The 21805-nt window shown below is 60.6% G+C and carries 17 protein-coding genes and 3 pseudogenes; 15 read left to right on the forward strand and 5 right to left on the reverse strand.

Annotated features, from left to right (window positions below; translation table 11 throughout):
* The first annotated feature begins 129 nt into the window (after positions 1-129).
* The 6 genes and pseudogenes from CFII68_RS27380 to CFII68_RS21050 all read left to right on the forward strand — a co-directional run bounded on the left by CFII68_RS27380 (position 130) and on the right by CFII68_RS21050 (position 5567).
* Positions 130-1317 (forward strand): BNR-4 repeat-containing protein, encoded by a 1188-nt coding sequence (locus tag CFII68_RS27380; protein WP_156886081.1) that lies wholly within the window; start codon positions 130-132, stop codon positions 1315-1317.
* A gap of 140 nt (positions 1318-1457) precedes the next feature.
* Positions 1458-1789 (forward strand): annotated as a pseudogene (locus CFII68_RS26490) (glycosyl transferase); the annotation flags it as partial.
* A gap of 157 nt (positions 1790-1946) precedes the next feature.
* Positions 1947-3941 (forward strand): nucleoside-diphosphate sugar epimerase/dehydratase, encoded by a 1995-nt coding sequence (locus CFII68_RS21065; protein ID WP_033062464.1) that lies wholly within the window; start codon positions 1947-1949, stop codon positions 3939-3941.
* A gap of 114 nt (positions 3942-4055) precedes the next feature.
* Positions 4056-4391, forward strand: coding sequence for a helix-hairpin-helix domain-containing protein (locus CFII68_RS21060; RefSeq protein ID WP_018603007.1), 336 nt, complete (start codon positions 4056-4058; stop codon positions 4389-4391).
* 123 nt (positions 4392-4514) lie between these two features.
* Positions 4515-4700, forward strand: a pseudogene (locus CFII68_RS21055) (GntR family transcriptional regulator); the annotation flags it as partial.
* 15 nt (positions 4701-4715) lie between these two features.
* Positions 4716-5567: a DUF1989 domain-containing protein gene (locus CFII68_RS21050; RefSeq protein WP_018603011.1), complete on the forward strand. Its 852-nt coding sequence runs from the start codon at positions 4716-4718 to the stop codon at positions 5565-5567.
* Between the two features lie 191 nt (positions 5568-5758).
* Here CFII68_RS21050 and CFII68_RS26495 read toward each other — a convergent pair whose 3' ends face one another.
* Entirely contained in the window at positions 5759-5926 is a 168-nt protein-coding gene (locus tag CFII68_RS26495; protein WP_014337248.1) for a DUF2897 family protein, read from the reverse strand.
* A gap of 121 nt (positions 5927-6047) precedes the next feature.
* Complete coding sequence (gene eat / locus CFII68_RS21045) at positions 6048-7412, reverse strand: ethanolamine permease (protein ID WP_018603014.1); 1365 nt, start codon at positions 7410-7412, stop codon at positions 6048-6050.
* Positions 7413-7829: 417 nt separating this feature from the next.
* Between eat and kdpF the strand changes: the two genes are divergently transcribed.
* The 6 genes from kdpF to CFII68_RS21020 all read left to right on the forward strand — a co-directional run bounded on the left by kdpF (position 7830) and on the right by CFII68_RS21020 (position 16101).
* Positions 7830-7919 carry a K(+)-transporting ATPase subunit F gene (gene kdpF, locus CFII68_RS0125810; protein ID WP_033033323.1) on the forward strand — a complete coding sequence of 30 codons (90 nt, stop codon included), beginning with the start codon at positions 7830-7832 and terminating at the stop codon, positions 7917-7919.
* 8 nt (positions 7920-7927) lie between these two features.
* On the forward strand, positions 7928-9622 hold the full coding sequence (kdpA, locus tag CFII68_RS21040; RefSeq protein WP_018603015.1) for a potassium-transporting ATPase subunit KdpA: 1695 nt from the start codon (positions 7928-7930) through the stop codon (positions 9620-9622).
* 10 nt (positions 9623-9632) lie between these two features.
* On the forward strand, positions 9633-11687 hold the full coding sequence (gene kdpB, locus CFII68_RS21035; protein ID WP_018603017.1) for a potassium-transporting ATPase subunit KdpB: 2055 nt from the start codon (positions 9633-9635) through the stop codon (positions 11685-11687).
* Positions 11688-11843: 156 nt separating this feature from the next.
* Entirely contained in the window at positions 11844-12389 is a 546-nt protein-coding gene (gene kdpC, locus CFII68_RS21030; RefSeq protein ID WP_018603019.1) for a potassium-transporting ATPase subunit KdpC, read from the forward strand.
* Between the two features lie 297 nt (positions 12390-12686).
* Complete coding sequence (locus CFII68_RS21025; protein WP_018603021.1) at positions 12687-15338, forward strand: sensor histidine kinase KdpD; 2652 nt, start codon at positions 12687-12689, stop codon at positions 15336-15338.
* A gap of 64 nt (positions 15339-15402) precedes the next feature.
* Positions 15403-16101 carry a response regulator gene (locus CFII68_RS21020; protein WP_018603023.1) on the forward strand — a complete coding sequence of 233 codons (699 nt, stop codon included), beginning with the start codon at positions 15403-15405 and terminating at the stop codon, positions 16099-16101.
* Positions 16102-16175: 74 nt separating this feature from the next.
* On the opposite strand, the gene CFII68_RS21015 is transcribed toward CFII68_RS21020, so the two are convergent.
* Positions 16176-17213 (reverse strand): patatin-like phospholipase family protein, encoded by a 1038-nt coding sequence (locus tag CFII68_RS21015; protein WP_018603025.1) that lies wholly within the window; start codon positions 17211-17213, stop codon positions 16176-16178.
* Between the two features lie 207 nt (positions 17214-17420).
* On the opposite strand from CFII68_RS21015, the gene CFII68_RS21010 reads away from it, so the two are divergent.
* The 3 genes from CFII68_RS21010 (at position 17421) to CFII68_RS21000 (ending at position 19607) form a co-directional block, all read left to right on the forward strand.
* The gene (locus CFII68_RS21010; RefSeq protein ID WP_014337256.1) at positions 17421-17711 is read left to right on the forward strand and encodes a hypothetical protein; all 291 of its coding nucleotides are present in this window, start codon (positions 17421-17423) and stop codon (positions 17709-17711) included.
* Positions 17712-17816: 105 nt separating this feature from the next.
* The gene (locus CFII68_RS21005) at positions 17817-18572 is read left to right on the forward strand and encodes a CHAD domain-containing protein (protein ID WP_018603029.1); all 756 of its coding nucleotides are present in this window, start codon (positions 17817-17819) and stop codon (positions 18570-18572) included.
* A gap of 237 nt (positions 18573-18809) precedes the next feature.
* Entirely contained in the window at positions 18810-19607 is a 798-nt protein-coding gene (locus CFII68_RS21000; protein WP_018603031.1) for an acyl-CoA thioesterase II, read from the forward strand.
* Positions 19608-19615: 8 nt separating this feature from the next.
* Here the strand turns inward: CFII68_RS21000 and CFII68_RS20995 are convergent.
* Positions 19616-19834, reverse strand: a pseudogene (locus CFII68_RS20995) (terminase); the annotation flags it as partial.
* A gap of 258 nt (positions 19835-20092) precedes the next feature.
* Positions 20093-21574 carry a methyl-accepting chemotaxis protein gene (locus tag CFII68_RS20990; protein WP_018603035.1) on the reverse strand — a complete coding sequence of 494 codons (1482 nt, stop codon included), beginning with the start codon at positions 21572-21574 and terminating at the stop codon, positions 20093-20095.
* Positions 21575-21805: the final 231 nt, after the last annotated feature.

Below are 21805 nucleotides of genomic sequence, written 5' to 3' on the forward strand. Positions count from 1 at the left end.
CTGCGGTCCTTGCGGCAGCTATTTTCGTTAAAGGCGAGATCCTAATAGAATGAATTTTCAGTTTCGCAAGTGCATCTATACCAAGTGCCAATGGCATAGAAGGGCTGATGAACAGGGCATGGGCGACCGATGAATCGTAGAGACTTTCTTATTTCTGCAGGAGTGGTCGCCGCTTTTTCGGCGATTCCTTTCATTCGTAGATTAAACCCACCAGCACCACTTACGATTCAGAACGCGTATAGCTTGTGGTACAACCGACCTGCAGTAGCAGAGCTTACTGGCGGATTTTGTTTCGGCTATATTACCTCAGGTGGGGAGGTCTCTGTCGCAGAAATAACGGATGACCTATTGGTTCGTAGAGTCAATGTAATGGCCCGTTTCGAAGGCGCGAGTGATCATGGATCGCCTGCCTTGATCAGAATTCCGAGTGGACAATTTGAGGGGCATATACTAGCTTGCTTCAGTAATCACGCTTCTCCATTGTATTGTATGCGAACTAAGCGTCCTGAAGACATTGGTGAGTGGGAAGATATCCGTGTATTGGATACCGGACGATCAACTTATGCGTCTGTAGCGGGGCTACCCGATGGGCGAATAATCCTCATGCATACACTACAAGAGCGCATCGGGAATAGCAGCGCGGGTGAGTGGCGCAGGACGGTTGCAAGATCCAGTGATGATGGCGGGGAGACTTGGTCTACGCCTTTGCAGATTGCAGGCTACGGTGCAGGAACCTTCCCATATTCGACCCCTTTGGCATCATCGTCTGATGGGCGCTGCGCGATGTCATATGCCATTTACAGGTCGGAACATAAGCGTCACGAAGGACTGTCGGTAGTCATTTCGGAAGATGCCTTCCTTTCGAGGATTGAGATTCCCATAAACTTGGGTGATGATCAAATTTACGACACCATCCCTTATGAAACGAGGTGGGTAGAAGATAACAATGTCGCAGTGTCATATAGTCAAATGAGCCAAGACGGCACGCGCGGAGTCGGCAAGATTGCTTTTATCGACGTCGAGAATCGATCAGTTAAGTCAGTCGTCACGCTGACTGAGGCAGCTGTCCACACGTACGCAGGCGGTGCCGCACTTGATGGGAGCGGCTCGTTCGCAATCAGCTCGCCTCCTGGTGGTGGCCTGGTCATACAGGACATTCGTAACGGGAGTTCGCGAGCTATTATCGAGCGGGGAAGCTTCTCATCGCCATGGATTTTCACGTTGCAAGGAAAGCCCATGATTTCCGCGCTGAAAAATCCGTCCATAGAGACGACTCGGCGCTTCTCTTCAGAGCTTTTCATTATGCCCCTGGCGTAGCGTAGGGCATCGCTCGGGTGGTTTAGGTCTAAAAAATCCTGGGCGAACCTCAGGGGTTCGCCCTCCGCCTATCCTGCGCCTTGCCTACCATCAGGAGCCCATCATCATGATGTGACCCAACACCAGCGTCGAAATAGTGTTTTCTCGGCATTGTCCTGGGCTTGTTGTCGCTACAGGCGGCTTGGGTGTCATCCAGGTGGCTTTGGGTCTGGTTGATCCGCTGGGTGTCTTTATTGTCGATGCAATCGTTACTTTATTACGACGCCTGCTGCGAGGCGGAAAAATCTACGAGGCTCATCGTAGCCATGCTTATCAGTTTGCCTCCCGCCAATATGGTCGGCATTTGCCAGTGACGTTGGCGGTGGTGGCGATTAATATGTTCTGGTTGTTGCCGCTGGCGGCATGTGTCGTATTGTGGAATGTGAATGGAATGTTAGCTTTAATCATTGCCTACGTGCCTTTGTACTGCTAGCCGTCAGATTGATTTCATGCTGGCGAGCTTGAGAAGGCCTGGTTTAAAGGTAAAAAGTCGCGTTTTTGTTTAATCGGTTGTCCAACGGTCGATGATGGAGCCGCGTTTATCAGGAATGGATTGGGTTTAGGAGTTGACCGAGGTGCGTGAAGGGTTTATGGATAAATTAAGAACAGCGTTGCTGGGACTGCCACGACGCCACAAGCGCGCGATCCAGGTGGCTATGGACATCCTTCTCGTATGGCTCGCTTTGTGGCTGGCGTTTGTTGTTCGGCTGGGCGTCGACGCATTGACTGCCCCGATCGAGACGCACCTTTGGCTTTTTTCATCCGCTCCGATGATCGCAATTCCGATCTTCATCCGCTTCGGGATGTATCGTGCTGTCATGCGTTATTTCGGTAACGATGCGCTGATTACCATCTGTAAGGCGGTCAGCCTTTCGGCCTTGTTACTGGCGCTTGTCGTGTATTGGTACAGCAATCACACCAACGTGGTCCCACGCTCCATCATCTTCAATTACTGGTGGCTCAGCCTGATCATGATTGGCGGGATGCGCCTGATGATGCGGCAATATTTCCTCGGTGACTGGTTCACCGCCGCCCAGCATGTGCCCTTCACCAACCGTGACGACGGCTTACCCAAAGTCGCTATATACGGTGCCGGTGCTGCAGGTAACCAGCTCGTGGCCGCGCTACGCATGGGGCGGGTGATGCGTCCGGTCGCGTTCATCGATGATGATCGCAGCATTGCAGACCGGGTGATTGCCGGGCTGCAGGTCTACCAACCCGAACATATACAAAGGATGATCGATGCGACCGGTGCCCAGGAGATTTTACTGGCGATTCCTTCGTCGTCACGAGGTCGTCGGCGGGAAATATTGACGTTGCTGGAAGGTTTCCCGCTGCATGTGCGCAGTGTTCCAGGCTTCATGGACTTGGCGAGTGGCCGGGTCAAGGTGGACGACATCCAGGAAGTGGATATTGCGGATCTTCTCGGGCGTGATCCTGTGCCTGCACAGGCTGACTTACTTGAGCATTGCATCGCAGGGCAGTCGGTATTGGTTACCGGGGCGGGTGGCTCGATCGGTTCTGAACTTTGTCGACAAATCCTGTCACTTAAACCGACAACGCTGCTGCTGTTCGAGCACAGTGAGTTTAATCTCTACAGTATTCTGTCTGAACTTGAACCGCGAATCGCTCGGGAATCATTGTCTGTTCGTTTGCTGCCCATCCTGGGGTCGGTACGGGATCAGGCCAAATTGCTGGATGTAATGAAGAGCTGGAATGTCGACACGGTCTATCACGCCGCCGCTTATAAGCATGTGCCGATGGTGGAGCACAATATTGCCGAAGGTGTCCTGAACAACGTGATCGGGACGTTGAACACCGCGCAAGCCGCGTTGCAGGCCGGTGTATCGAATTTTGTGCTGATCTCCACTGACAAGGCCGTGCGTCCCACCAATGTGATGGGCAGCACCAAGCGCCTTGCAGAACTGACCTTGCAGGCCCTGAGCCGTGAATTGGCACCAGTGCTGTTCGGCGATAAGGCCAATGTCTCGCGAGTTAATAAAACCCGTTTCACCATGGTCAGGTTCGGCAACGTCCTGGGTTCGTCTGGGTCGGTTATTCCGCTATTCCATAAGCAGATCAAGTCCGGCGGCCCATTAACCGTTACGCATCCCAAGATCACGCGTTACTTCATGACCATTCCCGAGGCTGCACAGTTGGTGATTCAGGCGGGCTCCATGGGCTTGGGCGGCGATGTGTTCGTGCTGGACATGGGCGAGCCGGTGAAAATTGTCGAGCTGGCAGAGAAGATGATTCATCTGTCTGGCTTGAGTGTTCGTTCGGAAAAGAATCCTCATGGCGACATTGCAGTCGAATTCACAGGCCTGCGCCCTGGCGAGAAACTTTACGAGGAATTGCTAATTGGCGATAACGTTGTCGCGACCTCGCATCCGATGATCATGAGCGCCAACGAAGATCATCTGCCGTGGGATGTGCTCAAGGCCAGCTTGGCTGAGTTGCTGGTTGCCATCGAACACGATGATTATGCGAGGGTCCGCCAGTTGCTTCGCGATACCGTCAGTGGCTACGCCCCGGACGGCGAGATTGTCGACTGGATCTACCAGCAACGCCGTCTCGAACCCTGATTGTTACATACGCTGTAACGTACACATTTTTGACAGCGACACCTCATCGCCTAAGTTTGAGAAGCAGCTTCGGAAAAGCTGCTTCTTTCTTAACGATGTCATGGAGCGTCACTTATGCGTACAGGCTATTTCTACTCTCTGATTTTTGCCTTTCTCACCAGCGCCTCGATTGCTGCTATCGCCGCCCCTGTGGTCAAACTCGAGTCGGTCGCTACGCCGCAAGCAGTGGAGCAGTCAGCCAAAACGCAGATCGCCAAAGTGGATTTAAACGGGGCGGATGCTGCCACGCTGCAGCGCGAGCTGTCAGGGATAGGGAAGGGCAAGGCCGAGGCGATTGTTGCGTATCGGGAGAATAATGGGCCGTTCTCTTCGGTGGAGGAGTTGCTGGAGGTCAAGGGGATCGGCAAGGCGATTCTCGACAGGAACCGTGACAAGCTGGAAGTGAATTGAGTTTGTGATTGAAGAAGGCCGGTCGAATTGACTGGCCTTTTTGCTGTCCGGCGGGTGCAAATTTTCGACGCATTCTGGAAACCTCTACCGTTGGCATAAATAATGACTATCTGTGAGTGATCCATGGCACAACTGCGCCTAGTGTTTAGCTCCGCACCCGACGAGGCGTGTTTCCAGGCGCCGTGGCTAGCCCGTGACCGGTACATCCACGATTGCCTGGCCGAGGGCGACAAGCTTGCCGCCCACGAAGCCATGAGCCTTTACCTCGATGATTCCGAGCAACTGCTAACTCCCACTCATCACCACTGATCAAGGACCCGCGCCATGCACAAAGACTACCCAGCCGCCTACCAGGTCAGCAAAGGTTCAGCCCTGCAAGTGGACAAACCCTTCTACGACCGCATACGCACCCAGCAGGACAAACGCACCTTGATCGAACAGTTCGAGGTACCCATCCGCACCGGCCGCGCTTGGCACGTACCTGCCGGTCATGTGTTTCGCGTCACGACGCCGGTGGGCCCGCAGGTGGGGGACTTCAACGTGTGGAATGCCCATGATCCGCGGGAGCGCCTGTGGGCGGCGCGCACGCGTCAGCTTCAGGGTGCCCACGTCAGTACCCATGATCGGTTGTGGTCGAACCTGCCATTCCTGCGGCCCTTGGTGACCATCACCGATGACAGCCTGGCTGGCTACGGTATCGACGAGCATGGTGGACGGTTGCACGATCTACTGGGGACGCGCTGTGATCCGTATGTGAACAGGATGCTGACGGGGGAGGACTTCCATCATCACTGCCATTCGAACCTGACCCGTGCGGTGTTGCCTCACGGCCTGACGGAGTTCGATGTGCACGACGTGCTGAACATTTTCCAGTGCACGGGGCTTAATCATGACGACATGTACTTCATGAAGGCTTGTCCGGCGCAGAAGGGCGATTACCTGGAGTTTTTTGCCGAGATTGATCTGTTGTGCGCCCTGTCCACCTGCCCGGGTGGTGACCTGTCGCTGGCGATGTGGGGGCCGGATGCGCAGGATCCCCTCAGCGTCTGTCGCCCGCTGGGCGTTGAGATCTATCGGTTGGAGGGCTCATTGCTGGAGGGCTGGAGCCAGCCTGAGCGTGCGGCGTACAAGGGGTTGCATGGCTTGCATATCGCCAAGGCGGATTGGGAGAAGTGATGTAGCAGGCGCTGGCTTTGTTGTGGCGAGGGGATTTATCCCCGCTGGGGCGCGCAGCGGCCCCCTTTCAAAAACCCAACCAGTTCATCAGACACACCAGGTTGTAGGTTTTGGGGCTGCTGCGCAGCCCAGCGGGGCGGTGCGACGTTTCGCTAAATCCCCTCGCCACAAAAGCGCTGAGTAGTTAGGTGTCAACGATCCTTGGCTTCCTTCGCATCCATTTCCGCATTGCGTTCGGCAACGCGCTTGCGCTGTTCGTCCGTCAACTCGACCTTGTGGGCGGTGTCGCGCAGCATCATCAGACCACCCACGATTGAGCCGATTGCAACAATCAGAATCAACCAGGCATACCAGGGCATAGGGTTCTCCTTGAGGGGGGCGATGGACGGACGAACATTTCGCCGATCCATCGCACCTACCACTTATGAGCGAAGGTTGTTCGCAGTGGTTCAATACTACGCCCGTTCGGCCGGCTTCACCTCAAAGCCCAGTCAGCATCGCATCGGCGGGAGCGTCTGCACGCAGTTGTGCGGTGAGGATGAAGTAGATGAAACCCACCGCCATAAAGCCGAGGAAGATCAGCCCGATCAGCGCGTTGAACCAGGCCATTGCCACCAGGCACACCACTGCCAGCACCAAGGCGATGCCCGGCACGATCGGATAGCCCGGTGCGCGGAAAGTACGTTCCAGGTTGGGTTCGGTTTTGCGCAACTTGAACAGGCTGAGCATGCTCATGATGTACATGACGATGGCGCCGAACACGGCCATGGTGATCATCGCCGCAGTCAGGGTCATGCCGCCGAGGTTGATCAGGCCGTCGCTGTAGATCGCCGCGATGCCGATCAGTCCACCAGCGATGATGGCCCGGTGCGGCGTCTGGAAGCGTGACAGTTTGGCCAGGGAGGCGGGCAGGTAGCCGGCGCGGGCCAGGGCGAAGAACTGGCGCGAGTAGCCCAGGATGATGCCGTGGAAACTCGCCACCAGGCCGAACAGGCCGATCCACACCAGCATGTGCAGCCAGCCGGAGCTTTCGCCAACCACGGTTTTCATGGCTTGGGGCAGGGGATCGTTGATGTTCGACAGGGTGCGCCAGTCGCCGACGCCGCCGGCAAAGAACATCACGCCCATCGCCAGGATTACCAGGGTCAGGATGCCGCTGATGTAAGCCTTGGGAATCGTGCGTTTCGGATCCTTGGCTTCTTCGGCGGCCATGGCCGCGCCTTCGATGGCCAGGAAGAACCAGATGGCGAAGGGAATCGCGGCGAACATGCCGGCGATGGCCGGTGCGCCAAACACATCGGAACCGGCCCAGCCGTTCAGGGCAAAGCTGCTGAAACTGAACGCCGGGGCCACGACGCCCATGAATACCAGCAGTTCGGCTACCGCCAAGACGCAGACAATCAGCTCGAACGTCGCGGCCAGCTTGACCCCGAGGATGTTCAGGCCCATGAACACGATATAGGCGCCGACCGCTGCGTGTTTCGGATCCAGCGCCGGGAATTGCACGTTCAGGTAGGCGCCGATGGCCAGGGCAATGGCTGGCGGGGCGAAGACGAATTCGATCAGCGTCGCCAGCCCGGCGATCAACCCGCCTTTTTCGCCGAAGGCCCGACGGCTGTAGGCAAACGGCCCGCCGGCATGGGGAATGGCGGTGGTCAGTTCGGTGAAGCTGAAAATGAAGCAGGTGTACATGGCCGCGACCATGAATGACGTCACCAGAAAGCCCAGCGTCCCGGCCACGCCCCAGCCGTAGCTCCAGCCGAAATACTCGCCGGAAATCACCAGGCCGACGGCAATACCCCATAAATGCAGGGTGCCCAGGGTGGGTTTGAGTTGTGTGTTCATCGGTGGCTCCCCTCGATCCATAGCAAAAGCGCTGGGGAGGGGCAGTGCAGTGGGCGTGCCAGTGTGGCGAGGGCGGTCGTAATGGGTGAAATCGTGTCGTATCGGGGATGTTCCTCGCTTGATGTGCCCCTGTTGTGCGCCAGTTGAGGGCGTTGGCGCTGATGATGCCGCCTTCGCGAGCAAGCCCGCTCCCACACTGGGCTTGCGGTGAACAGGTGATTCCATGCACACCACAAATTCCTGTGGGAGCGGGCTTGCTCGCGAAGAGGCCCTCCCGATCACCGCCATAACAACGCCATAAGTTCATTTTTTACAGATTCTTTATCCCCCAGTCCGGCTCTCGATCTCGTTCCTTTACAGCCTCCCTGCCGACAATCACTCCACACACGGCACGACGCCGTACCACGGAGAAATCCCATGAATGTTCTGGATGGGGTGTCGCTGCTGCTGGCAGTGGCGCTGTTCATTTATCTGCTGGTTGCGCTGTTGCGCGCCGATCGGAACTAGGAGCGGCTATGCACGGTTATGACTACGGGCTGATCCTCGGCTTTTTCGCCCTGGTGCTGATTCCGGCACCGTTTCTGGGGCGTTTTTACTACCGGGTGATGGAAGGCCAGCGCACTTGGCTTTCACCGATCCTCGGTCCGGTGGAGCGCGGTTGCTATCGCCTGGCCGGTGTCGACGCCACTGCTGAGCAGAGCTGGCAGAAATACACCCTGGCCTTGCTCGCGTTCAACCTGGCGGGTTTTGTCTTGCTGTTCGCCATTCTGCTGCTGCAGGGATATTTGCCCCTCAATACCGAGCAACTGCCCGGCATGGAGTGGACCCAGGCTTTCAACACGGCCGTGAGTTTCATGACCAACACCAACTGGCAGTCCTACAGCGGTGAAGCGTCCCTGAGCTACCTGAGCCAGATGGTCGGCCTGACCGTGCAGAACTTTGTCAGCGCCGCCACCGGCCTGGCCGTGCTCGTGGCGCTCTGTCGCGGCATCGGGCGCAAGTCCGCTGCGACGCTGGGTAATTTCTGGGTCGACATGACCCGCGCCACCCTCTATGGGCTGTTGCCGCTGTGCCTGCTGCTGGCATTGTTCCTGGTCTGGCAGGGCGTGCCGCAGACCTTTGCGCACTATGTGCACGGGGTCACGCTGCAGGGCGTCGATCAGGTCATCCCGTTGGGGCCGGCCGCCAGCCAGATCGCGATCAAGCAACTGGGCACCAACGGTGGCGGTTTCTTCGGCGTCAACTCGGCGCATCCGTTCGAAAATCCGACGGCCTGGAGCAACCTGTTCGAAGTCGCGTCGATCATCCTGATTCCCGCCGCGTTGGTGTTCACCTTCGGCCATTACGTCAAGGACCTGCGCCAGAGCCGGGCGATCATCGCCTGCATGCTTGCCCTGTTCCTGATTGGCGGCGCCACGTCACTGTGGGCCGAATACCAGCCCAACCCGGCCCTGAACAACCCGGTCGTCGAGCAAGCCGCGCCGATGGAAGGCAAGGAAGCACGCTTCGGCACCACCGCCACGGTGCTGTGGTCGGTGACCACCACGGCGGCTTCCAACGGCTCGGTCAACGCCATGCATGACAGCCTCAACCCGCTCAGTGGCATGGTGTCGCTGGTGAACATGATGGTCGGCGAGGTGATCTTCGGCGGCGTCGGGGCCGGGCTCTACGGGATGCTGTTGAACGTGCTGATCGCGGTGTTCCTGGCTGGTTTGATGATCGGTCGCACCCCGGAATACCTGGGCAAGAAGCTCGGCGCCCGGGAAGTGCAACTGTTGGTGGCAACGCTGCTGGTGATGCCCGTGAGTGTGTTGGTGCTGGGTGCCGTCGCCGCAAGCCTGCCCGGGCCGGCCGCCGCGGTGAGCAATCCGGGTGCCCATGGTTTCAGCCAGTTGTTGTACGCCTACACCTCGGCGGGGGCGAACAACGGTTCGGCATTCGCCGGGTTCGGCGCCAACACACCTTTCCACAACCTGATGCTGGGCCTGGGCATGTTGATCGGTCGGTTCGGCTACATCCTGCCGGTGCTGGCGTTGGCCGGTAGTTTGGCCTTGAAGAAGACCGCGCCGATTGGTCAGAACAGTTTTCCCACCCACGGCCCGCTGTTCGTGACCTTGTTGACCGTGACCATCCTGCTGGTGGGCGGCTTGACCTTCTTGCCGACCCTGGCGCTGGGGCCGATTGCCGAACACCTGAGCATGGGCTTCTGAGGACCTGATGATGAATATGCCGATGAGCAAAACCGTCGCCGCCAAGGCACCGGAACAACCGAAGACCCACCTGTCGGCCCTCTGGCGGCCGGCGCTGGTGCAAGCCTTCGTCAAGCTCGATCCACGCCAGTTGCACCGCGCACCGGTGATGCTGGTGGTGGAACTGACCGCGATCCTCACCACCGTGTTGTGCTTCATTCCCGACAACGCAGTGCCGACCTTTGTGGCTGCGCAAATCGCGTTGTGGCTGTGGTTCACCGTACTGTTCGCCAACTTCGCCGAAGCCTTGGCCGAAGGCCGCGGCAAGGCCCGGGCCGACAGCCTCAAGGCTGGCAGCGAAGGCCTCAACGCACGTCGCCAGACCGCCAGCGGTTTTGAAATCATCCCCGCCACCCGTCTGCGCAAAGGCGATGTGGTGCGCGTCGAGGCCGGCGACATGATCCCCGGCGACGGTGAAGTGATCGAAGGCATCGCCGCGGTCAACGAGGCGGCGATCACCGGCGAATCGGCACCGGTCATCCGCGAGTCCGGCGGTGATCGCTCGGCCGTCACCGGCAATACGCGCCTGGTCTCCGACTGGTTGCTGATACGCATCACCAGCAATCCCGGCGAGTCCACCTTGGACCGCATGATCGCCTTGGTCGAAGGCGCCAAGCGCCAGAAAACGCCGAACGAGGTGGCGCTGGATATCCTGTTGATCGGCCTGACGCTGATCTTCCTGTTGGTGGTGGTGACGCTGCAACCGTTCGCCCATTTCGCCAACGCCAGTCTGCCGCTGGTGTTTCTGGTGGCGCTGCTGGTCACCTTGATTCCCACCACCATCGGCGGGCTGCTGTCGGCCATCGGCATCGCCGGGATGGATCGGTTGGTGCGCCTGAACGTGATCGCCAAATCCGGCCGTGCGGTCGAGGCGGCGGGGGATGTGCATGTGCTGATGCTGGACAAGACCGGCACCATCACCTTTGGCAATCGTCGCTGTACAGCGGTCTATGCCGCCCCCGGCGTGAGTGCCAAGGAACTGGCCGAAGGCGCGCTGTTCGCCTCGTTGGCTGACGAGACGGCCGAGGGTAAGTCCATCGTCGAGTACCTGCGAGGTTTGCATCCACAGCCCGAGCCTGGCGTCGAAGCGCTGACGGTCGTGCCGTTCAGTGCTGAAACCCGTTTGTCCGGGGTCGACTATCAGGGCCGCATCTACCGCAAGGGCGCCGTGGACTCGTTGCTGGATTTCATCGGCTTTGCACGCAATGAGTTGCCATCGGCACTGGCGCGGGAGGTCGACAAGATCGCCCAAAGTGGCGGCACGCCGCTGCTGGTGTGCGTGGACGGCAAGCTGCTCGGCGCTATCCACCTCAAGGACGTGGTCAAGCCCGGCATCCGTGAGCGCTTTGCCGAGCTGCGCAAGCTGGGGATCCGCACGGTGATGGTCACCGGCGACAACCCGTTGACCGCCGCCGCGATTGCCGCCGAGGCCGGTGTCGACGACGTGCTGGCGGAGGCCACGCCGGAGAAGAAGCTGGCGCGTATCCGTCACGAGCAAAATGACGGTCGGCTGGTGGCCATGTGCGGCGACGGCGCCAACGACGCCCCGGCCCTGGCCCAGGCCGATGTCGGCATGGCGATGAACGACGGCACCCAGGCCGCGCGGGAGGCGGCCAACATGGTCGACCTCGACAGCGACCCGACCAAACTGCTGGACGTGGTGCAGATCGGCAAGGAACTGCTGGTGACCCGTGGGGCGCTGACCACCTTTTCCATCGCCAATGACATCGCCAAGTACTTCGCGATTCTGCCAGCACTGTTCGCCTCGATTTATCCACAGCTCGGCGTGTTGAACGTGATGCACCTGAGCAGCCCGCAGAGCGCGATCCTGTCGGCCATCGTCTTCAACGCCTTGATCATCGTCGTACTGATCCCCCTGGCCTTGCGCGGCGTGCGAGTGCACGCGGCAAGTGCGGCGGCGTTGTTGCGGCGCAATCTGTTGATCTATGGCCTGGGCGGGATCGTGGTGCCGTTCGTGGGGATCAAGGCGATCGATATGTTGCTGACGGCGTTGCACCTGGTTTGAGTTCACTATTTGTGGGAGCAAGGCTTGCCCGCGATGAACGATGACGCGGTCTTGCCTGGAATCTAAGTGTCTGCATCGCGAGCAAGCTTTGCTCCCACAAGGTAATTCCCCAAGGTTTTGTTTGCACAGGATTTACTTCAATTCGAGGATTTTGAAATGTCCACTCTGATTCGCCCGGCCTTGAGCCTGTTATTCCTGATGACCCTGATCACCGGTGTTGCGTACCCGCTGGTGGTCACCGGCGTGGCGCAAGTCGCCTTTCCCGTCCAGGCCAACGGTAGCCTGATCGTTGACGCCGCCGGCAAAGTCCGTGGCTCGACGCTGATCGCCCAGGATTTCACCGGCGATGCCTGGTTTCATCCACGGCCATCGGCCGGTGCCTTCGCCACGGTCGCCAGCGGCGCCAGCAACTTTTCCCCGAGCAATCCGGCCCTGGCCACCCGAGTGATCGATGACGCTCACAAACGCCTGGTACCCGGCCAGGGGCCGGTGCCGCTGGCATTGCTGACCACCTCCGCCAGCGGGCTGGATCCGCACTTGCCTCCGGCGGCGATTGCCTATCAACTGGCGCGTGTCGCCGCTGCGCGCAACCTGCCGGCCTCGACCTTGCAGCAACTGCTTGATGACAACACCGAGCAATCCTTGGTGGGCCCGCCAGTGGTGAATGTACTGGCGCTGAACCTGGCCCTGGAAAAACTGTAAAACCTGTGGGAGTAGCGCCTGTGGGAGCAAAGCTTATGGGAGCCGGACCTGTGGGAGCAAAGCCTGTGGGAGCTGGACCTGTGGGAGCTGGACCTGTGGGAGCAAAGCTTGCTCGCGATCAAGGCGACACGGTTCAACTGATGAACCGCGTAATCGTTCATCGCGAGCAAGCTTTGCTCCCACAGGTCCAGCTCCCATAAGCTTTGCTCCCACAGGTCCAGTTCCCATAAGCTTTGCTCCCACAGGTCCGACTCCCCACAGGGTGTTTGATCAATATTTGAAAGAGATTTCCACGCCATGAGCGACTCCGGCCGCGCCGACGCACTGTTAGCCAATCTGCCCCGCAACGACCGTGGTCGACTCAAGGTCTTTCTTGGCGCGGCCCCAGGTGTGGGCAAGACCTACGCCATGCTGCAAGCGGCCCACACCCAACTGCGTCAAGGCGTGAAGGTCGTCGCCGGAGTGGTGGAGACTCACGGTCGAAGCGAAACCGAAGCGCTGCTCGGCGGCCTGGCGCAGCAGCCGTTGGTGCGCTCGGAATATCGCGGTGTGATGCTTGAGGAAATGGACCTCGACGGCCTGCTCGCCGCCCGCCCGACCCTGGTCCTGGTGGACGAACTGGCCCACAGCAACGCGCCTGGCAGTCGCCATGCCAAGCGCTGGCAGGACATTCAGGAGCTGCTCACGGCTGGCATCGATGTCTACACCACCGTCAATGTCCAGCACCTGGAAAGTCTCAACGACCAAGTGCGCGGCATCACCGGTGTGCAGGTGCGCGAGACGTTGCCGGATTGGGTCCTGCAGGAGGCCGATGAACTGCTGCTGATCGACCTGCCACCGCGTGAGCTGCTGGAGCGCCTGCGTGATGGCAAGGTCTACGTGCCGGAACAGGCCCGGGCGGCGATCGATGCGTTTTTCACCCAGACCAACCTCACCGCGTTGCGTGAGCTGGCCATGCAGACCGCCGCCGCCCAGGTCGACAACGACCTGACCCAGGGCTATCGACAACTGGGCCAGGCCGCGCCCGCGGTACGCGGACGCTTGCTGGTAGGGGTGGACGGTGACGTGCAGGCTGAACGCCTGGTGCGCCATGCCAGCCGCGTTGCCCAGCGTCGACATCTGCCGTGGAGCCTGGTGCATGTGGACAACGGTAGCGCCCGTGATGAGCCCTCGCGCCAGCGCCTGCAGAATGCCCAGCAACTGGCCGAACGCCTCGGGGGTGAAGTGGTGCTGCTGCGGGCCGGCGAAGTGGCCAGGACGCTGATCCAGCATGCCAGCGAGCGTCGCGCCACGCTGGTGCTGGTGGGCCAGTCCCGGCCACGTCTGCGCCGACGGCTGTTTGGCGGTGGCCTCGCGTCACGCCTGCTGCGCGATGCCCGGGGCCTGGAAATCAACGTGCTGGACAGCGATGAACAACCGCGTCCCGCACGCGTGCGTTCGAACGCCGTCCAGACCGGGTTCGACTATGTGTTGGCGCTGACCGCGACCGTGGCGGCCAGTGCATTGGCCTGGGGGATCTCGGGGTGGTTGGCGTTGCCCAATATCTCCCTGGTGTTCCTGATGGCGGTGCTGCTGGTGGCGGTACGCAGCAGCCTCGGCCCGGCGCTGGCCTGCGCGGCGCTGTCGTTCCTGGCCTATGATTTTCTGTTCATCCCACCGACGTTTTCCTTCACCATCCAGCGCGAAGAAGACGTGCTGACGCTGGTGTTTTTCCTGCTCATGGCCGCCCTGACTGGCAACCTTGCCGCTCGTCAGCGTCGCCAGTTGCAGGCCCTGCGCGACACCCAGCAGGAAACCGGCGAGTTGCTCGACCTGTCCCGCAAACTCACGGCCGCCACCGACCGCCAGGCGGTGATCAGCGCCGCCGCGCAGCACCTCAACGGTTGGCACGACTTGCAACTGTGCCTGCTCAACCGCGACGGCCAGAGTGGTTGGAAAGTCGAGAGCGGTGAGCCGTTGACGTTCACCGAGGCCGAGCGCGCGGCGGCCGACTGGTCCTGGCAGCATGATCAGCCGGCCGGCGCGGGCACCGGGACATTGCCTTCCGGGCGATGGTGGTGGTGGCCGTTGTCGGCGGAGGGCGGGCCGCTGGCCTTGCTGGGCGTATGCCCGAAAGAAGGCAAGCCGTTGAGTGGCCAGCGTCGGCGTTTGCTGGCGGCCCTCAGTCAACCATTGGCCCAGGCGTTGGCCCGGGCGCAACTGGCCCAGGATCTGGAAGCGGCGCGCCTGCACGGTGAAACCGAGCAACTGCGCAGCGCCTTGCTGGCTTCAGTGTCCCACGATCTGCGCACACCGCTGACCGCCATGCGCGGCAGCATCGACAGCCTGTTGGCGCTGGGGGAGGCGATCCCACTGGCCGATCGCCGTGAACTGCTCGAAGGCACCCGCGATGAGGCCGAGCGGCTGGATCGCTACATCCAGAACCTGCTGGACATGACCCGTCTCGGTCACGGTGCCCTGAAGCTGGCGCGGGACTGGGTAGCACCGGCCGACATCGTCGGCAGCGCGCTGAACCGCCTGCGGGCGGTGTTGGCACCGCTGGCGCTCAGTGTCGAGGTGCCCGCTGAATTACCCTTGCTCTATGTTCATGCGGCGTTGATCGAACAGGCCCTGGTGAACGTGCTGGAGAACGCTGCGCGATTTTCGCCGGCCCAAGGGCGGCTGTTGCTGAGCGCCGGGGCGACCGACAGCGAAGTGTTTTTTGCCGTGGCCGACGAGGGGCCTGGGATCCCTGAAGAGGAGCGGGCGAAAATCTTCGATATGTTTTATACCGCCGCGCGCGGTGATCGGGGCGGGCAGGGCACGGGGTTGGGATTGGCGATCTGCCAGGGCATGGTCGGTGCCCATGGCGGGCGCATCAGCGTGGCCGATGGTCTCGACGGGCGCGGCACCTGCATCACGTTGCACCTGCCCTTGCAGGCACAACCGGGCATGGACGATGAAGCTTGAGCGGCGCTGAGTTACTCTTGTCCTATCTGCTTGCCTTCCCACCTGAGTGCAACGAACGAACCCCATGAGCCAGACCGCGACCCTTTTGGTCATCGATGACGAGCCGCAGATCCGCAAATTCCTGCGCATCAGCTTGAGTTCCCAAGGCTACAAGGTGCTGGAAGCCGGCACCGGCGCTGAAGGCCTTGCCCAGGCGGCGCTGAACAAACCCGATCTGCTGGTGCTCGACCTGGGCCTGCCGGACATGGACGGTCAACAAGTGTTGCGCGAGTTTCGCCAATGGTCGGCGGTGCCGGTGCTGGTGCTCTCGGTACGGGCCAGCGAAGCGCAGAAGGTCGAGGCGCTGGACAACGGTGCCAACGATTACGTGACCAAGCCGTTCGGCATCCAGGAATTCCTTGCCCGCATCCGCGCCTTGTTGCGCCAGGCCCCGGCGGGCGAGCCACAGGAAGCCGCGTTGAAGTTTGGCCCGCTGACGGTGGACCTGGCCTATCGACGGGTGCTGCTGGACGGCAGCGAAGTGGCCCTGACCCGCAAGGAGTACGCCGTACTGGCGCAACTGGCACGCCACCCGGGGCGGGTCATCACCCAGCAGCAACTGCTCAAGGACATCTGGGGACCGACCCACACCGAAGACAGTCACTACCTGCGGATCGTGGTCGGTCACCTGCGCCAGAAACTGGCCGACGACCCGACCCGACCGCGGTTCATTGTGACCGAGGCGGGGGTGGGGTATCGGTTGTTGGGGGAGGGTGCTGTTTAGCCAAAAAGTTTCAAGCCAAGCACTGTTGTGGCGAGGGGATAAATCCCCTCGCCACAGGAGGCCTGCGATCACATTCAGTTCTGGTCACTCTCATACCGATCCAAAGTATCGCTGGCAATCTCCCGCCCCAACGCGATCAACTCCGGCGCCTTGTAGAACTCGAAGAACCGGCACACCCGTTTCGGCACGTTGATCAGCACATCCGGCGGGTAACCGGCGATCTTGTATTGGGCCAGCGAGGTCTGCATCACTTCGAAGCTCTGGTTGATCAAGTCCAGCAACGACGCCGGGCCGACGTTGTCGATGATGAACGAACCAGTGGCGGATTTCGGTGCGCCTTCGTTCTCTGGCGCGGCGGCCGGTTGTTGGCCTTCAGGCTCGGCCGAGTCGATCCACGGGTTGATGTCCGCCGCTTCGGCCTTCAAGGCTTCCTGCTCCAGCAGCAACAGCTGCTCGGCCTGTTTGCGGCGAAACGGCAGGCGCGAACCCAGGGAGCTGACCAGGGTGTCGAAGCGGCGCCGGAACGCGGCGGGGCGCGGGATCACCGGTAATCGATACTGTTTCTGGTTGGTGGCGTTGAGGTTGACCGCGATGATCAGGTCGCAGTGACTCGACACCACCGGCACGATCGGCAATGGGTTGAGCAGGCCGCCATCCACCAACATGCGGTTGCCTTGCATCACGGGGGTGAACAGGCTGGGAATCGCCGCCGAGGCGCGCATCGCCTGATGCAGGCAACCTTCCTGGAACCAGATTTCCTGCTGGTTGGTCAGGTCGGTCGCGACAGCGGTGTAGGGAATGCGCAGGTCCTCGATATTGATGTCGCCGACGATCTTGTGGATCTGCCCGAAAACTTTCTCACCGCGAATCGCCCCCAGGCGAAAGCTGACGTCCACCAGCCGCAGGACATCCAGGTAGTCGAGGCTTTCGATCCAGTCGCGGTAATCCTTGAGCTTGCCCGCGGCATAGATTCCGCCGACGACAGCGCCCATGGAACAACCGGCGATGCAGGCAATGTCGTAGCCTCGTCGTTCGATTTCTTCGATCACCCCGATATGGGCATAGCCCCGGGCGCCACCGGAGCCCAATACCAATGCGACACGTTTTGTCATGACCCGGCCTCTTGTCGAACAGACTTCAACAATGCACCCATCGACGGCTCGGCTCAATCGTTGTGGCGCAGGCGTCGTTTTTTGACACGCCGGCGTGGCATTTGCGTATTCTCATCCACACTGAATTTACACGGTCGGGGCTTGGCACTTTTTGCCGGCGCGACCGTCTTACCAGCACGACTGTTTTTCTGACTTGAGGTGTAATCGATGAAAGCCCGGATCTGCCTGCCCCTGGTGGCATCCCTGATGGTTCTGGCCCTGGCCGGTTGCGCAGGCAAAACCGCTTACCGTGACAGCTGCGGTAGCCAACTCGACAGCGCCTGGCGTGAGCTGGACCTGGCCAAGGCCGAAGGTTTTGCCGGCACCGTCAGCTACTCCAAGGCCCTGTCCCTGCTGACGGGCGCCAAGACCCAGCAGCAATTCGAAGCGTTCGAAGGCTGCGCCAAGAAAGCCGAGAAGGCGCGTTTCTACATTCGCGAGTCCCGCGCCGGACGATAAAGGCAGCGACAAGCACTCAACTGCAAGCTACAAGGGAAGGACGCAGAATCGTTTTTCACTTGTAGCTTGCGGCTTGACGCTCAACGCTGTGTACGGAGTACGTCCATGATCGATCGGCTGGTGGCCCGGATACTGGGCCTGGAAGTCCGCCTGTTGGCCTGTCAGGCCCGCTTGAATGCCCATACCGACAGCGAAGCGCTGCATGACCTGCGCACCACGGTTCGCCGTTTGCGCAGCCTGCTTCGCCCATTGCGTGGGTTGCCTGGCGTCGAACAGCTGGAGACGGCTGCTTCGGCGGTCGGCACCCTGACCACGCCCTTGCGCGATAGGGAAGTATTGGCCGCTTACCTGGAGCAGCATGGCCAGGCCGAGGCGGCGCGGCGACGCCAGGTGCAAATGGCTGAGGCTTATCCCGCCGTGGCCGCGAGTGTTGAACTGGCGCAGTTGCTGATGATCCTCGATGCCTTCCCGCGCTTCATTCGTGCCGCCCAGCGTGAGGGGTTGCTGGAGGGCTTGCGCAAACGCATTGAAAAGCGCCTGGACAAACAGTGGAAGAAACTCGGCGAAGCCCTGCGCGATCCAGCCCATGACCGCCATCGATTGCGCCTGCTGATCAAGCGCGTGCGCTACGCCATCGAAGCCTACCCTGAACTCGACCGCCTGCCTGAAGCAGCCATGCCCCGGCTTAAGTCCGCCCAGGCCGCGCTGGGCGATTGGCACGATTGCTGGCAATGGCTGGCCAGGGCCAAGGAAGAAACCGATCTGCACGCTTGTGTGCCCACCTGGCACGCCACGATGGACAAGGCTGAGGCCAAGTCCGACAAGGTGCTCGACAAGCTGATTGCCAGTTGTTTCAAATAATCCTAACCCCAGCACATACCCTCTGTGGGAGCGGGCTTGCTCGCGAAAGCGGCCTATCAGTTGACATCAATGTTGTCTGACATACCGCATTCGCGAGCAAGCCCGCTCCCACAATCGATTGGGTTGAATTCAAAAAAGGCGGCTTTTCTGTCAGTCTCTTTGGCCGGAATGAGCCCTGTGCCGTCAGCCCGGGCTGGTTAAGATTCCTTCATCCTTTTCCCTGTTTTCGAGGTCGTCATGCGCTTTTCCGATTTGATCGATGCCGTACGCCGGCAGCCAGGTGCGGTGAGCATCGCGCCTGAATGGGGCCAGGGGCGGGCCAGTTTTGGTGGGTTGGTGGCGGCGCTGCAATATGAGGCGATGCGAGCCCAAGTGCCGGCGGATCGCCCGGTGCGCTCGCTGGCGATCACCTTTGTCGGCCCGGTCGAACCCGACGTGCCTGTCAGTTTCGAAGTCGACGTATTGCGTGAAGGCAAGGCAGTGAGTCAGGTGCTGGGGCGCGCGGTGCAGAACGGCCAGGTGGTGACCGTGGTGCAAGGCAGTTTCGGCGCCTCGCGCTCATCCGTGGTGGCGGTGCAGGCCGATCCCGCGCCAGAATTCAAAAGCGTGGAGCAATGCCAGGAACTGCCTTACGTCAAGGGCATGACCCCGGAATTCATGCGGCACCTGGCGATGCGCTGGAGCGTTGGCGGCTTGCCGTTCAGCGGCAACAAGTCCCGCAGCATGGGCGGCTGGGTACGCTTGCGCGGTGATGTGCAGGAGGAGCCGCTGAACGAAAGTCATATCCTGGCCTTGGTGGACGCCTGGCCGCCGGCCTTGTTGCCTCACCTTTCGCAAATGGCCCCGGGCAGCACGCTCACGTGGACCATCGAGTTCGTCCAGCCGCTGCTGGCGCTCACGACATTGGACTGGTGCAAGTACCTGGCCGAGATCGAACATGCCCAGGACGGCTACGGCCATGTCGCCGCGAAGTTCTGGAGCGCCGATGGCCGCTTGATCGCCCTGAGTCGGCAGACGGTCACTATTTTCGGTTAAGGCTCTACGTGACAATGGTGCTGCAGCCCGAGTGCCGCGAGCAGGCCGATGATGCCGATGGCGACATCGCCCAGGCTCATGCTGAACACCCCCGACACAATCAGCAGAAACGCGATGATGAACAGCGGCACGGCAATCAGGTGCAACACCAGGTTGGTGGGGTGCCGATGATTGTCTGGGTAGGTGCGCCATTGCCAGGCCGGAAGATTGGGGTGACGTTTGCCCATGATGCTGTTCCTTGAATGAAACTGAATAATCCAAGGATAGGTCCGGTCGGGCGGGGCGGCGAATGGCGGTTGGCTATCGAAGCGATAGGCGGCCATACAGTTTTGCTGTTGTGGCTAGGGACTTATCTGTGGGAGCAAGGCTTGCCCGCGATGGGCGCGATGCGGTCTTTGGTGAACCGAGGTGCCCCCATCGCGGGCAAGCCTTGCTCCCACAGAGAGAATCTCCTCACCACAGTGGGACTAGGGCAAGCCAGCGTTCTACAGTTTCAACTGCCCAATCGCCTTGCTCAACTCGCCCGCCAACGTCGCCAATTCGTGGCTGGTAGTGGCTGAGTCGACGGTCTGGCGCACGGTGTTCTCGGTCACGTCGCGAATGCTCACCACTGCCCGGTTCATTTCCTCAGCGACATGGCTTTGCTGTTCGGCCGCGACAGCGATCTGGGTGTTGCTCTCGCGCATTTGCGCCACCGCTGCGGTGATCTGGGCCAACGCATCGCCGGCCTCGCGGGCCTGTTGCACGCAATCGTCGGCCTTGAGCGAGCTCTCCTGCATGAAGTCCACCGCGTCTCGAGTCCCGGCCTGCAGGGCCGAGACCATGGTGGTGATTTCATCGGTGGAGGTCTGTACCCGCTTGGCCAGGTTGCGCACCTCGTCGGCCACCACGGCAAAACCCCGGCCCATTTCTCCAGCCCGTGCTGCTTCGATCGCCGCGTTCAGGGCCAGCAGATTGGTTTGTTCGGCGATGCTGTGGATCACGCTGACCACCCCGTTGATCTTCTGGCTGTCTTCGGCCAGGCGCTGGATCATTTCGGCGGTCTGCTGCACACCTGAAGACAGCCCGGTGATCGACTGCTGCACCCGACCGACCACTTCCTGACCGTTGCCGGCCAGAGTATCGGCGGTTTTCGACAGGTCGCGGGTGGCGCCGGCATGCTGGGCGATGTGATAAACCGTGGCGGACATTTCGTTGATCGCCGTGGCCGCCTGGTCGGTTTCGCTTTGCTGGCCGAGCATGCCGTGGCGCACATCGTTCATGCTCGACGCCAGGCGCGCTGCACCGCTGTCCAACTGCCGGGCGGTGCTGGCAACGGTGTCGACGACCCGTTGATAACCGGCCTGCATGGCGTTGAACGCCGCCGCCATCTGACCCACTTCGTCCTTGCAGGCCAGGGGCACGCGGGCGGACAGGTCACCGGTTTTTTCCACGTGCAGCATCACGTCTTTGAGTGTGTTGAGCTGGCTGAGCAGAAAACGGATCAAGAGTTGCGAGGCGCCCAGCATCGCCAGCATCAACACGAACACGGCCGCGGCGTATTGGCTGAAGCGTTCACCGAACACTTGGCTCAGGCTCACACCTTGGGCCAGCACGGCGATTTGTTGGCCGTCACCTCGACGGATCACTTGGGCGCCCAGCAGCGGGTCGTCGCCAAACAGCAGCGCGGTGTCGAGTTTGACCCAGCCGTTGGCCTGGGCCAGTGAAGGCAACGGTTGTTCGTTGAACACCGGGACTTGGTCGCGCTGGAATACCAGGAGGTCATCGGCCTTGGGCAGGGGTTGGCTGGCCGGCCAGGCAGCGAGCACGTGTGCCTGGGCCTGGGCATTCGCCTGGGCTGCGTGGTTGCGCGCCTGCTGTTCGAGGTGCACCGCGTAGAGCACCAGCAGCAACGTGGTGACAAAGGCGACCGCATTGACCGCCCAGAATTTGTATTTCAACGAGATATTGCTAAGCCAGGCACCCATGGAAGGTCTTCTCTGATAGCGGAAACAGCATTGGCAAGGTGCCATTATTCTGCCGCTACTCAGGTGACGGGATTTTGATGTGGGTCAACAGACAACACAGGAGCCGGGGATTTTGATATGGACTAGTAGACACCAGATCCCTTGTGGGAGCGGGCTTGCTCGCGAATGCGTTGGATCAGTTACTGCTGTATTTGCTGATCCACCGCATTCGCGAGCAAGCCCGCTCCCACA

It is taken from the genome of Pseudomonas sp. CFII68, from assembly GCF_000416195.1.
GTDB classification, from domain to species: Bacteria; Pseudomonadota; Gammaproteobacteria; order Pseudomonadales; family Pseudomonadaceae; genus Aquipseudomonas; species Aquipseudomonas kilonensis.

Coding starts and splice junctions, on each gene's coding strand:
- CFII68_RS27380 (WP_156886081.1), top strand. CDS start 130: ATGAATCGTAGAGACTTTCTTATTTCTGCAGGAGTGGTCGCCGCTTTT.
- CFII68_RS21065 (WP_033062464.1), top strand. CDS start 1,947: ATGGATAAATTAAGAACAGCGTTGCTGGGACTGCCACGACGCCACAAG.
- CFII68_RS21060 (WP_018603007.1), top strand. CDS start 4,056: ATGCGTACAGGCTATTTCTACTCTCTGATTTTTGCCTTTCTCACCAGC.
- CFII68_RS21050 (WP_018603011.1), top strand. CDS start 4,716: ATGCACAAAGACTACCCAGCCGCCTACCAGGTCAGCAAAGGTTCAGCC.
- CFII68_RS26495 (WP_014337248.1), bottom strand. CDS start 5,926: ATGCCCTGGTATGCCTGGTTGATTCTGATTGTTGCAATCGGCTCAATC.
- eat (WP_018603014.1), bottom strand. CDS start 7,412: ATGAACACACAACTCAAACCCACCCTGGGCACCCTGCATTTATGGGGT.
- kdpF (WP_033033323.1), top strand. CDS start 7,830: ATGAATGTTCTGGATGGGGTGTCGCTGCTGCTGGCAGTGGCGCTGTTC.
- kdpA (WP_018603015.1), top strand. CDS start 7,928: ATGCACGGTTATGACTACGGGCTGATCCTCGGCTTTTTCGCCCTGGTG.
- kdpB (WP_018603017.1), top strand. CDS start 9,633: ATGAATATGCCGATGAGCAAAACCGTCGCCGCCAAGGCACCGGAACAA.
- kdpC (WP_018603019.1), top strand. CDS start 11,844: ATGTCCACTCTGATTCGCCCGGCCTTGAGCCTGTTATTCCTGATGACC.
- CFII68_RS21025 (WP_018603021.1), top strand. CDS start 12,687: ATGAGCGACTCCGGCCGCGCCGACGCACTGTTAGCCAATCTGCCCCGC.
- CFII68_RS21020 (WP_018603023.1), top strand. CDS start 15,403: ATGAGCCAGACCGCGACCCTTTTGGTCATCGATGACGAGCCGCAGATC.
- CFII68_RS21015 (WP_018603025.1), bottom strand. CDS start 17,213: ATGACAAAACGTGTCGCATTGGTATTGGGCTCCGGTGGCGCCCGGGGC.
- CFII68_RS21010 (WP_014337256.1), top strand. CDS start 17,421: ATGAAAGCCCGGATCTGCCTGCCCCTGGTGGCATCCCTGATGGTTCTG.
- CFII68_RS21005 (WP_018603029.1), top strand. CDS start 17,817: ATGATCGATCGGCTGGTGGCCCGGATACTGGGCCTGGAAGTCCGCCTG.
- CFII68_RS21000 (WP_018603031.1), top strand. CDS start 18,810: ATGCGCTTTTCCGATTTGATCGATGCCGTACGCCGGCAGCCAGGTGCG.
- CFII68_RS20990 (WP_018603035.1), bottom strand. CDS start 21,574: ATGGGTGCCTGGCTTAGCAATATCTCGTTGAAATACAAATTCTGGGCG.